8 protein-coding genes are annotated in these 12,157 nt (G+C 68.0%); 4 read left to right on the top strand and 4 right to left on the bottom strand.

The features are described from left to right. Positions 1–111: 111 nt before the first annotated feature. From AB0H00_RS01725 to AB0H00_RS01710, 4 genes are all read right to left on the bottom strand, one after another. Complete coding sequence (locus tag AB0H00_RS01725; protein ID WP_357259150.1) at positions 112–1,944, bottom strand: phosphoenolpyruvate carboxykinase (GTP); 1,833 nt, start codon at positions 1,942–1,944, stop codon at positions 112–114. 222 nt (positions 1,945–2,166) lie between these two features. After that, positions 2,167–3,819: a hypothetical protein gene (locus tag AB0H00_RS01720; protein WP_357259147.1), complete on the bottom strand. Its 1,653-nt coding sequence runs from the start codon at positions 3,817–3,819 to the stop codon at positions 2,167–2,169. Next, the gene (locus AB0H00_RS01715) at positions 3,806–4,939 is read right to left on the bottom strand and encodes a hypothetical protein (RefSeq protein ID WP_357259144.1); all 1,134 of its coding nucleotides are present in this window, start codon (positions 4,937–4,939) and stop codon (positions 3,806–3,808) included. The genes AB0H00_RS01720 and AB0H00_RS01715 overlap by 14 nt, the downstream gene beginning before the upstream one ends. A gap of 65 nt (positions 4,940–5,004) precedes the next feature. Beyond that, a complete protein-coding gene (locus tag AB0H00_RS01710) occupies positions 5,005–5,787 on the bottom strand; it encodes an SDR family oxidoreductase (protein ID WP_357260377.1) in 783 nt (260 codons plus the stop codon). Between the two features lie 164 nt (positions 5,788–5,951). Here AB0H00_RS01710 and AB0H00_RS01705 point away from each other — a divergent pair, with 164 nt between their 5' ends. The 4 genes from AB0H00_RS01705 to AB0H00_RS01690 are packed head-to-tail and all read left to right on the top strand — an operon-like array spanning position 5,952 to position 12,095. Continuing rightward, positions 5,952–7,298, top strand: a complete 1,347-nt coding sequence (locus AB0H00_RS01705) for a lipase family protein (RefSeq protein ID WP_357259141.1) — start codon at positions 5,952–5,954, stop codon at positions 7,296–7,298. 59 nt (positions 7,299–7,357) lie between these two features. Then, the gene (trmB, locus tag AB0H00_RS01700) at positions 7,358–8,170 is read left to right on the top strand and encodes a tRNA (guanosine(46)-N7)-methyltransferase TrmB (protein WP_357259138.1); all 813 of its coding nucleotides are present in this window, start codon (positions 7,358–7,360) and stop codon (positions 8,168–8,170) included. Next, the gene (locus AB0H00_RS01695; RefSeq protein WP_357259135.1) at positions 8,167–8,895 is read left to right on the top strand and encodes an NYN domain-containing protein; all 729 of its coding nucleotides are present in this window, start codon (positions 8,167–8,169) and stop codon (positions 8,893–8,895) included. The genes trmB and AB0H00_RS01695 overlap by 4 nt, the downstream gene beginning before the upstream one ends. Continuing rightward, entirely contained in the window at positions 8,895–12,095 is a 3,201-nt protein-coding gene (locus AB0H00_RS01690) for an MMPL family transporter (RefSeq protein WP_357259132.1), read from the top strand. Before AB0H00_RS01695 ends, AB0H00_RS01690 begins: the two co-directional genes overlap by 1 nt. Positions 12,096–12,157: the final 62 nt, after the last annotated feature.

The raw sequence follows: 12,157 nt of genomic DNA, 5'->3' as shown, positions 1-12,157 counted from the left end.
TCACCAAGTGCTCCCGTCGCCCGTCTTCGACACGGGAATCGCCTGCCGTGCAAAAGAAACCGCCCGCGTCATCTGCCAGATGACGCGGGCGGTGCTACTTTTGGAGGAGTGTCAGCCCAGACGCTGTTTGAGCGCCTCGAACTCGTCACGCACGCCGGAAGGCAGCTTGTCGCCAACGAACTCGAACCATTCCTCGATCAGTGGGATCTCCTTGCGCCACTCGTCGGCGTTCACGACGAGCGCCTCGTCGACGTCCTCGGCGTCGACGTCGAGGCCGTCCAAGTCGAGCTGCGCGGCGGTGGGGACCTTGCCGATCGCGGTCGCCTCGGCATCGGCCGACCCCTCGATGCGTCCGATGATCCACTCCAGCACGCGGGAGTTCTCACCGAAGCCCGGCCACAGGAACCGGCCGTCGGCGCCGCGGCGGAACCAGTTGACGTAGAAGATCTTCGGCAACTTCGCGGCGTCCGCGTTCTTGCCGACGTTGATCCAGTGGCCCAGGTAGTCGCCGACGTGGTAACCCATGAACGGCAGCATGGCCATCGGGTCGCGACGTACGGTGCCGACCTTGCCCTCGGCGGCGGCGGTCTGCTCCGAGGACAACGTGGCGCCCATGAACACGCCGTGCTGCCAATCGAAGGACTCGGTCACCAGCGGGACCGTGGTCTTGCGGCGGCCGCCGAACAGGATCGCCGAGATCGGCACGCCCTGCGGGTCATCCCACTCGGGAGCCAGGATCGGGCACTGCGCCATCGGCGTGCAGTAGCGCGAATTCGGGTGGGCGGCAAGCGTTTCGGTCTCCCGGAGGTACCAGTCGTTACCCTTCCAGTCGGTCAGGTGGTCGTGCTCGCCCTCCAGACCTTCCCACCAGACGTCGTCGTGGTCGGTCAGCGCGACGTTGGTGTAGACGGTGTTGCCCGCGTCCATCGTGGCCATGGCGTTCGGGTTGGAGCTGCGGTTGGTGCCCGGCGCGACGCCGAAGAAGCCGAACTCCGGGTTCACCGCGTAGAGGCGGCCGTCCTTACCGAAGCGCATCCAGGCGATGTCGTCGCCCAGGGTCTCCGCCCGCCAGCCCGGCACGGTCGGCTGGATCATCGCGAGGTTGGTCTTACCGCAGGCGCTCGGGAACGCGGCGGCGATGTAGTAGGCCTTGTTTTCCGGGGAGATCAGCTTGAGGATCAGCATGTGCTCGGCCAGCCAGCCCTCGTCGTGGGCCATCGCCGACGCGATCCGCAGCGAGTAACACTTCTTCCCCAGCAGTGCGTTGCCGCCGTAGCCGGAGCCGTAGCTCCAAATCTCTCGGTCCTCGGGGAAGTGGGTGATGTATTTGGTGTCGTTGCACGGCCACGGCACGTCGGGCTGGCCCTCGTCCAGCGGCGCGCCCACGGAGTGCAGCGCCTTGACGAACGGCTTGTCGGTGCCCAGCTTCTGCAGGGCGGCGGTGCCCATTCGGGTCATCACCCGCATCGACACGACGACGTATTCGGAGTCGGTGATCTCGACACCCAGCTTCGGGTCCTCGGCGCCGAGCGGCCCCATACAGAACGGCACCACGTACATGGTGCGGCCCTTCATCGAGCCGCGGTACAGCTCGGTCATCATGGCGCGCATCTCGGCCGGGTCGACCCAATTGTTGGTCGGGCCCGCATCGGCCTCGGTCTTGGAACAGATGAAGGTGCGGGATTCCACCCGGGCCACGTCGGAGGGGTCGGAGAGCGCGAGGAAGGAGTTCGGCTTCTTCTTCTCGTCCAACCGCTTGAACGTCCCCGCCGCGACGAGCTGCTCGGTCAGCCGGTCCCATTCCTCGTCCGAACCATCAGCCCAGACCACTCGCTCCGGCTGAGTGAGTTCTGCGACTTCCAGTACCCAGGCGAGTAGTTCGCTGTGCTCGGTCGGCGCCTTGCCGTCGGATCCACGAAGACCAGGAATGGTCGCTGAGGTCATGAAAAACTCTCCTGAGATGGGCGGCTGTTCGATGCTTCGCCGCCTGGCCCTAGGCCCATGACCAGCGCGAACACACCGAGCGCCACCGTTGGCGGGAAGGCACCCGCTACGACCAGTCGAAAGCGCACCCAGGATGGGCGGCGTACCAGGACTTAGCGGACGCCCAAGTTCCTGATTAGAGATTAACGCGATGTGACGACCGGTACGGAATCGGGTTCCTCACTATGTACCCAATCTCTTACTTCCTTCAACAGGCAAGATCCAGCGATCGATGATTCGGATATCGCGCTCGCATGCGGCGAGCTGTCCCGGTTGTTCGGCCGCCATCCGTCGCAGCCGGGCCTCCAGTTCGGTAACGCGGCGGTCGGTGTCGACCATTCGCGCGGTGCTTGCCTGCACCACGCGGTCGGCCAACGCGGTTTCGGTTTCCACGAGTGCGGTCGCCACCCGCTGCTCGAGCTGGGCTTTTACATTGACCAACGCGTCGGCCACCCATTGCCGGATGTGCGCTCGATCGGCCAGCTGTCCGCGCGCACGGACCACCCAGGCCGCGGCACCGCCGCCGAGCAGCAGAGTGACCGGGACACTGGCGACGTCCAGCGCGGGCAGCAGCGACAGCGGAGCAACCAACAGGCGACCGAGGCCGACGCCGGCGGACGCGCCCAGCGCGATCATGAGGTGATCTTCGACACCTCGATGTCTCGGCTCAGGGTCCGGGCCGACACGCGGGGCCGGATCACGCCGTCGCGGCGGCACGCCGCCCTCGACGCCATCCATCCGAGCGCGTAGTTCGGCGAGACGGTGGTCGATGGTGCGGTCGACGGCGCCCGCCAGTTCGGTGACGGTCTGCTGGAGCCGGTCGGGATAGCCGCGGAGTTCGGCGCGGCGCAGCCGTTCGAGTTCGCCGCGAGTGGTGGCGTGCAGCGCACGGACCTGCGCGCCGATGTCGGTCATCAGGTCGACCCTGGCCAGATGTAGTTGCCCGCGCAATGTCGACATCGCGGTGGCGCGTCCGCCGTCGCGGCCCGCGAGCAGCACCGCCCGCTCCTCACGCACCCGCGCCGATTCGGCGCCGGAGCGCAGCGCGGACACCTGCTCGACCACCCGCTGACGCGTGTCGGACAGGACCCGACCGGTGACCGCCGCGAGCCGCTCACCGCTTGCCGCATAGGCGCCGGAGGCCGCGGCGGTCAGCTCCGCATGCAGCGCGCCGAGGCCGGAACGATCCAGCAATCCCGCGTCGCCCGCGGTGCGGGCCGCCACCGCGAGCCGCGCCGAGACCGGCACGATGGCCAGGTCGGCCGCACCATGGGCGGCCAACAGCTCCAGGTTGCGCGACCGCACGGCGCGCCAGTCCTGGTAGGCGTGGATGCCGTTCATGGCGAGCAGGATTCGTGTTCCGTCCGCGCGCAGCCTCCCGATCAGGCCGAGCATGTCCGCGCCGACGGCGGTGCCCGCGTCCAGCAGGATCAGTGCGACCGCCGAGGGCACGCCGACCGAGGGCGAGGTAGTGGTCTCCACCGTCGTGCTCGCGGCCGGCAGCGGCTCGGAGAGTTCGACGCGCGGCTCGAACCGGGCCAGTTCGGTCCGCAGCAGCGTGGTGTTGGCATCAGAGGGGCCGATCACCGTGACCGCGCTCGCGGCGCCGGACCCGTGCACCGCGCGCAGCAGGGCGATGCCCTGCGGGTTCCATCGAGCCACCACCGCCTCGACCTCGGGGGACGGCGCGAACTCTGCTCGCTCGGGCCGGGCGGCAGCGGGGCGGACGACTGCTTGCTCCGTCTGCTCTGCCGCGGCGCGCCGCTCGACGTCGGACTCGGCCGTCTCGCCATGGGACGTCACCGTCGGCGGCTCCGCAGGTTCAGAGTCCGGCACTGCTCATCCGTTCCCATAGTCGGACGTAGCCGTTGTGCACGCGAAGTGCCGCACGGCGGGCGGCGGGGGGCATGTCGCTGGAGACGACGGCGCGCCACCGGGCGGCGCGGGATATCGCGTCGTCGGCGTCGGAGGGCGCCGGGGACGGATAGCCCGCGGCGAGGTGTGCGACCTCGGGCCGGGCCAGACCCGCACAAAGTCCGAGCCAGAGGGCATCGTCACCGAAGAGATAGGACTCCAGGACGTCGCGGGCGCGCTCGCCCTCGCCCGGCACCGCGCGGGCGGCGAGCCGGGCCAGTTCGTCGAGCAGTTCGCCGTCGCGCAGCGCGGATACCTGTTCGTAGCGGCGCTGTAGAAGCCGGTGCAGCGCGTCGATTCCACTCGCGGCGTGCAAAATCTGCAGCAGCGCCTGCGCAGCGAGCTCCGGGTCGTGGCGCAGGGCGGCATAGGCACAGACCACGCCGTACAGATCCCAGCGCCGCAACAACTGCTCGCGCTCCGCGAGATCCGGCCCCGGCGCGACGAACAGATCCGCCGAGAGAATCAACGACGGGTCCGCCTCGGCGGCGAGCCTGCGCAGCAGGGCGAGATCGTCGCCGGTCACCGCACCTGCCCTGGTGTGCGCAGCCAGCGACGCAACCACCGGAAGCACCGGGATACCGAGCTCCCTGCCGTACTGCTCGGCCGCGGCTACCGCGTCTCCCCAACGGGCGCCGATCGCGTCGGCCTTGTTCAGCACCACGACCGTCCGCCCCGGCGGCAGCGTGGCGAGGATCCTACGGTCGGCAGGTGTCGGCGCGGCCGACACCACGTACACGACGAGGTCAGCGTCGAGTACCGGATCGGGGAGCCCCGGCTCGTCCACCGGCTCGGTCTCCACCGCGGACATGAGCGCGAGCGCGTGCAGCACCGTGGTCCGTCCCGCGTGCGCGCGTCCGGTCACTTGGATGCGTGGCGGTTTACGCCAGGCGCTGACGGCCGCGGCCGCGGCATACCCGATCCGCGCGTCCCGGCCCGTCCCGAAGCGCAACTCGGCGAGCAGTTTGTCCAACTGGTCGCGTTCGGACGCTGGTACGCCGCGCTCCCGCAGCGGCCCATGAGATTCGGTGGCTGTCTGCATGCTGCACACCCCCTTTACGGGGCGCAATTCTGTCAGAAGTCGGGTCGCGGGACAGGCTCGACCGCTCAGCGGCCGCTGAAGTATTTGTTCACGGTCCGCACCGCCCAGTTCGGCGCGTATTTGGCGACGGTCGCCAGTACCTTTGCCTGCGCGCCGATCTCGTAGTGCACCTTGGGCAGCCGGCCGCGCTTGCGCGTGGCGTCCCAGATTCCGGCGGCGACATCATCCGAGGTCAGCCGCACGCCCAACGACCTCGTCGTCCCAGTCGCCACGCCATCCACCATCGCGGTCGCCACGAACAGCGGCCAGATCGCGATCATGCGGATGTCATGGCGTTCCCATTCGAGATCCAATGCCTCCGTGAGGCTTTTGACCGCGGCTTTGGTTGCGCCATAGCTCGCGAGTTCGGCCTGGCCGTAGATCGCCGACGCCGAACACAGGTTGACCACCTGCGCGCCGGGGGTGTCGCGCAGGTAGGGAAACGCGCAGTGGGTTCCGGCGAGCACACCGCCCAAGTTGACTTCGACGATCGCTTGGTGGGCGGACAGCTCGATGGACTCGAACGACCCGGCGCGCAGGATGCCCGCGTTGTTGACCAGAATGTCCAGCCGCCCGGCCTCGGCGTGGAACTCGGCCAGCCGCTGCGCCCACTGCGCGCTCTTCGTCACATCCAGCACCCCGGTGCGCACGCTGCCACCTTTGCCGGTGATGTCGGCAGCGAGCCTGGTCAAGCCCACTTCGTCGATGTCGTAGGCCCCGACGCGGTATCCGTGCGCAGCGAAAAGCTGGGCCGTGGCCCGTCCGATTCCGGCCGCGGCGCCGGTGATGAACACTGTCGGTCCGCCTATGCCGAAAATTCTAGTCCCGCGGCCTTGTACCAGGGGCTTCCCAGACCTGCGGTCGGTCATATACCCTCCTATGGTCCCGCCGTTATCAAAACGCAATGTTCGAATAACGCTTCGATCAACGCGCCGTTCGAATGCAGCAACCGACTCGACGATGAGGAGGTGTCATGACCGCGAATGTCATCGGCACTGTCGATCCGGAGCCCGCTTCAGCCGCGGACCACAAGCCCCTGTTGCCGAGCCAAGATCCATTCCACCGGCCGCCGAAGGGGTTCGGGGCGAAGATGCCCGGCACCATCCTCCGCAGCAGGAAGATCGATCTGGCGCTTTTCGGCATTGTCCCGCAACAGGTCTCGGCGTGGCAGCTACTGTACCGCAGCTGCGACCTGCACGGCGCCCCGGAAGCGGCGGTCACCACGGTTCTGCTGCCGATCGGCGCCGAGCCGGACGAGGACCGTCCACTGCTGGCGTTCCAGACCGCGATCGACGCGGTCACGGAGAAGTGTTCGCCGTCGTACGCGTTGCGCCACGGCGCCGACGCGCTCGGCTCGGTCACCCAGCTCGAATGGCTGCTCGTCGCGAACGCGCTGCGCCGCGGCTGGGCGGTCACCATAGCCGACCACGAGGGCCCGCACGGAAACTTCGGTGCCCCGCGCGAGCCCGGCTACCGCACGCTCGACGGCATTCGCGCCGCCCTGCGGTTCGCCCCCCTCGGACTCGGCGCCGACACCCGCGTGGCGGTGTGGGGCTACTCCGGCGGCGGCATGGCCAGCTCGTGGGCAGTCGAGATGGCGCCGACGTACGCGCCGGAGCTCGACATCGTCGGCGCGGTGCTCGGCGCACCGGTCGGCGACCCTCGCCAGGTGTTCGACCGCCTGAACGGGACGCCCTACGCGGGCCTGCCCGCCATCGTGATCGCCGCACTACGCAGGCTGTATCCCGCCCTGGCCGCGGTGATCGACAACGAGCTGACACCGGAGGGCCACCGCTTCGTCGTCCGCGCGGAGAACGCGACACCATTGGGCGCGATTCTCGGCTTGGCCAACAAGAAGGTGGACGACTTCCTCAGCCGCCCGCTCACCGAGGTGCTCGACACACCGCAACTGCGGGCGATGTTCGATGATCTGCGGCTCGGCAACACGACGCCCACCTGCCCGCTGCTGGTAGTGCAGCCAGTGCACGACCAAATCATCCACGCGGACGGCATCGACGGCCAGGTAGCGCGTTACCGACGCGGCGGCGCCGTGGTCACCTACGTGCGCGACCGGCTCAGCGAGCACTTTTCGCTGCTGCCGCTGTCCACTCCGATCAGTCTGGATTGGCTGGCCGAGCGTTTCGCCGGGCAACCGGTGAGCGACGACGGGGATACGACCGTATGGTCGGTCGCGGCCTCCCCCGCGGGAGTGCGCGGCCTACTGAGCATGGCGGTGACCGCGGCCAAGGTCGCGCTGGGCCGTCCGCTGCGTCAGGAGCAGGCGCCCGCGGCACGGATCGCACCGGCGCGTGCCGCCTGACCTCCTGCTCAGCGATCCGAGCGCGACCGACTGACGCCCTGATCACTCGATGCTGGACAATGGACGCCGTGAACGACGCCGCGAACCATACTGCCGAGTCAGTTCCGGGCCCGCCGTCCACAGCTTCGGCTCCGGCTGAAGTCGGGCCCCGACGCAAGACCGGCTCCCGCCTGTATCCACGGGTCACCAGCTTCAGGTCCCGCCGTGGCGCGCTGACCGCGACCCAGCAGCAATCCTGGGACCGGATGTGGCCGACGATCGGCCGCGAAGTCGCCGACGAGCCGTTGGACGCGTCCGCCTGGTTCGGCCGCGACGCCCCGCTGGTAATCGAAATCGGTTGTGGCACCGGCACCGCGACCGCCGCCATGGCACAGGCCGAACCACACCTGAACCTGATCGGCATCGAGGTCTACCAGCCCGGCCTCGCCCAGCTGGTGCAGCGCATCGAGCGCGAGCGGATCGAGAACATCCGGCTGCTGCGTGGCGACGCCGTCGATGTGCTGGAGAACATGATTGCCACGAAATCGCTCACGGGCGTTCGCGTCTTCTTCCCCGACCCGTGGCCCAAGGCGCGGCACCACAAGCGGCGGCTGCTGCAGCCGGCGACGGTCGCGTTGATCGCGAATCGCCTGAAGGCAGGCGGCGTGTTGCACGTCGCCACCGACCACGCAGGCTACGCGGAGCACATCTACCAGGTCGGCACGGCAGAACCAATGCTGAGAGGACTGAACGAAACCACGGGAGGGGTCAGCGCCGAGCATCGAGCGACCGCGCCGATCGGCTTCGAACGACCGGTCACGAAATTCGAAGGCAAGGCACATCGCGCCGGCAGCGCCATCACGGAGCTCATATGGGGGAAGATCGACCGATGAGCGTCAGTGCGATGGCCCACGAAGTGGTCGATGTTGCCGGGGGGGTGCAGGGAGGCGGAGCGGAAGAGCTCGGCGGTGTGACGCCGGACGTCCGCCGGGCCCTGCTGGTGTGGGACGCCCCGAACCTCGACATGGGCCTCGGCGCCATTCTCGGCGGGCGGCCGACCGCCGCCTACCGCCCCCGTTTCGACGCGCTCGGCCGATGGCTGCTGGCCAGAACCGCCGAACTGTCGGTCGGCAGCGCGCGCCGGGTCGAGCCCGAAGCCACTGTCTTCACCAACATCGCACCGGGCACCGCGGACGTCGTGCGGCCATGGGTGGAGGCTCTGCGCAACGTCGGCTACGCGGTCTTCGCGAAACCGAAGATCGATGAGGACTCCGATGTCGACGCCGATATGCTGGCGCATATCGCGCTACGCAGCCGCGGTGCGGGCCTGGCCGGCATCATGGTCGCCTCGGCCGACGGCCAGGCATTCCGCGAGCCGTTGGAGGAACTCGCCACCACCGGCGTGCCGGTTCAGGTACTCGGCTTCCGCGAGCACGCGAGTTGGGCCGTAACATCCGATACTCTCGAATTCATCGACCTCGAGGACATTCCGGGCGTGTTCCGTGAACCGCTGCCCCGAGTGAGCCTCGAATCACTGCCCGACGAGGGTGCTTGGCTGCAGCCGTTCCGGCCGCTGTCGGCACTGCTCACCTCTCGCCCCGCCCAAGGAGTCGCTTAGTGTTCACACGCTGGGGCGATCTGGTCTACCGGCTGCGCTTCGCCACCATCGGCGTCCTCATGGCCGGGCTCCTTGCTCTCGGTGCCTACGGCCTCGGTCTGGAAGACCACCTCAGTTCCAGCGGGTGGGATGATCCCACGTCTGAATCCGCACGTGCGGCGAAGATCAAGGACGGGGCATTCGACCGGGACCACAACTCCGACGTCATCGTGCTGTACACGGCGCCGCAGGGGAAGACCGTCGACGATCCCGAATTCAGCAGCAAGATCGTCGCCAACCTGAACAGCCTGCCGCGCGATCACCCGAACGAGATCACCAAGATCAACGGGACGTACTGGCGCACCGAAGCGGCGCCCGCGCAGACCAGCCTCTTCGGTTCGAAGGACAAGAAGTATGCCTTCGCCTCGATCGCCATCAAAGGCGACAACGACACCGAGATGGTGCGCAACTACCGCAAGGTGAAGGACGTCTTCGACATCCCGGGCGTGGACGTGCAGGTTGCCGGGTTGCAGGCGGTCGCGGGCACCTTGAACGACACCATGGCCGACGATCAGAAACGGATGGAGATCCTCGCCATCCCGGCCGTGGCCGTGCTGCTGTTCTTCATCTTCGGCGGAATCGTCGCAGCCGCCCTGCCGCTGATCGTCGGTGGGCTCACGGTGATCGGCGCATGGGGCATCGTCCGTCTCATCACCGAGTTCACCGAGGTGAATTCGTTCGTTTCCCCAGTCGTTTCGATGATCGGACTCGGGCTGGCCATCGACTACGGCTTGTTCATCGTGAGCCGATTCCGGGAGGAACTGGCCGAGGGGTACGGCACCCGGGCCGCCGTGCGCAGATCGGTGATGACCGCCGGTCGAACGGTCGTGTTCTCCGCGACCATGATCGTCGCCAGCCTCGGCGGGATGCTGCTGTTCCCGCAAGGCTTTCTCAAATCGGTCGCCTACGGCGCGATCGCGACGGTCACGCTGGCGGCGCTGACCTCGATCACGGTGTTGCCCGCCATGCTCGGTGTGCTGGGCAAGCGCGTCGACATGTTGGGCTTCAGGAAGTTCCGCAAGACCAAGACCGCCGAGGAGGTGGAGAGCGGGTTCTGGGGTCGATCCACCCGATGGGTGATGAAGCACCCGCTCAAGATCGCGATCCCGCTGTGCATCGTCTTGCTGCTGCTGATCATCCCGGTCAAGAATCTTCAGTTCGGCGGCATCAACGAGCGTTATCTGCCGCCCGACAACGCGACACGGCTGGCGCAGAAAGAATTCGACAGCGTCTTCCCGCTGCGCAAGTCCGATCCGATCGAACTGGTCTTCGTGATCGACAGCACCGACCTGACACCCGCGGTGGGTCAGGCGGTCAAGAGCGCGAGCCAGGCGCCCGGGCTCGCGGGAGAATTCGCCTACCCGCCGAGTACGGCGCCGAACGATCGCACCATCTTCAAGACCGCGACGACGCTGACCGATTCGGAGCACGCCGATCCGACCATCGAGTTCCTACGCTCGATGGAACTGCCCGATGGCGTCACGATGCTGGTGGGCGGCCAACCGGCCATTCAGAAGGACAGTATCGACGCGCTGCTGGGCCGGATGCCGTTGATGATCGGGCTGGTGCTGCTGGTCACGACGCTGCTGATGTTCCTGACCTTCGGATCGCTGGTGCTGCCCATCAAGGCGGCGCTGATGAGCGCGCTGGGACTCGGGTCCACCCTTGGCATCCTGACCTGGATCTTCGTCGACGGTCATGCCGCTCGACTGTTGAACTTCACGCCTCAGCCGATCATGTCGCCAGTGCTGGTGCTGATCATCTCGATCATCTACGGTCTGTCGACCGACTACGAGGTCTTCCTGATGTCGCGCATGGTCGAGGCGCGCGCCTCGGGGGCGAGCACGACCGAGGCGGTCCGGATCGGTACCGCGCAGACCGGTCGCATCATCACCGCGGCGGCACTGATCCTGCTGGTCGTCACCGGCGCGTTCGCCTTCTCCGACCTGGTGATGATGCAGTACATCGCCTACGGCATGATCGCAGCGTTGTTCATCGACGCGACGGTGCTGCGCATGCTGCTCGTTCCGGCCACGATGAAACTCCTGGGCGACGACTGCTGGTGGGCGCCTGCCTGGATGAAGAAGGTGCAGGAGAAGATCGGACTCGGCGAACCGATTCTCGACGACGAGCGCGTCGGCGGCGGCGAGCTCGTCGACCTGGTCAAAACCACTCCGATCACCGACCCGGTGACCATGCAGATGGCCGCGGTCGCCGACCCGAACAAGGTGCCGCGTAAGCCGCGCAGGCCGCGCACAGTCGAGGAGATCGAGGCCGAGGCGCCCACCCGGCGGTTGGACCGGATGCCGCCTGCGGCAGTGCCCGCACCTTCCACACCGCAGGCGCCCGCGCCCCTGGACCCGACCCGGCCGCGACCGACACCGCAAGCGAACTCCCTGCCCCCGCAGGGTGATCACCCCCGCCCGTGGACTCCACTCGGTGACCCACGACCGCCGTCGATGCCCGCGATTCCGCACGATCCGACGAGCCCGCGATCGAATCCGTCCGCGGGACTGCCGTGGGAGCCGAACGTGCCACGCGGAAGTGGGCCCTCGATGCCCACCCCGGAGAACAACCCGCGCCACATCGCGCCGTCGGTCCTGCCACCGGAACCGCGGTCGACCCCGACGATCGCAGCCGCGCCGGAACCGCAACCGCTCTCAAACGCAGCCTCAGAACCCCACCCACTCTCGAGCTTCGCCCCAGAACCGCGCCCCCATTCAGACACCGCGCCAGAACCACACCGATACTCGGGCACCACCCAAGAACCACACCGGCACTCGGGCACCGCGCCGGAACGGCACCGGCTCTCGAGCACGACGCCGGGACCGCTCTCGGACCTGGCACAGGTTCCGACAGTCGAGTCGGGCATTGCGCACGATGGCGCGCCGCGGCGGGCCACCACGCCGCCGGAGCCTCGGCCACCCGGTACCCCGGGCGACGACACCAGTAGTCCCGCCCAGCACGCGGCCCCCGACGCCGAGCCGACCACGGAGTCCGCTGCCGGGTCGGACAGCAACCGCAGCAGCATCGAGAACTGGATGGCCGAACTCCGCTCCTCCCGTCGCCCCATCGGCAAGCCCGACGAAGGCCGCCACCATGGCGGCGATGGACGCACGGTCAGCGTGAACGAACTGCTGCGCCGCCGCGATCGCGAGTGAACAACCATCGCCGTCGAGTGTGGGGTTCGGGGCATCGGTGAGCATCACTGTCCGTGGTCTGC

Source organism: Nocardia sp. NPDC023852 (assembly GCF_040639505.1).
Classification (GTDB): domain Bacteria; phylum Actinomycetota; class Actinomycetes; order Mycobacteriales; family Mycobacteriaceae; genus Nocardia.
The sequence above is the reverse complement of the archived record's forward strand: the minus strand, read 5'-3'. Positions and strand labels throughout refer to the sequence as shown.

Excerpts from the sequence above, each read along its gene's own strand:
- AB0H00_RS01705 (WP_357259141.1), top strand. The coding sequence starts at position 5,952 with ATGACCGCGAATGTCATCGGCACTGTCGATCCGGAGCCCGCTTCAGCC.
- AB0H00_RS01695 (WP_357259135.1), top strand. The coding sequence starts at position 8,167 with ATGAGCGTCAGTGCGATGGCCCACGAAGTGGTCGATGTTGCCGGGGGG.
- AB0H00_RS01715 (WP_357259144.1), bottom strand. The coding sequence starts at position 4,939 with ATGCAGACAGCCACCGAATCTCATGGGCCGCTGCGGGAGCGCGGCGTA.
- AB0H00_RS01725 (WP_357259150.1), bottom strand. The coding sequence starts at position 1,944 with ATGACCTCAGCGACCATTCCTGGTCTTCGTGGATCCGACGGCAAGGCG.
- trmB (WP_357259138.1), top strand. The coding sequence starts at position 7,358 with ATGGACGCCGTGAACGACGCCGCGAACCATACTGCCGAGTCAGTTCCG.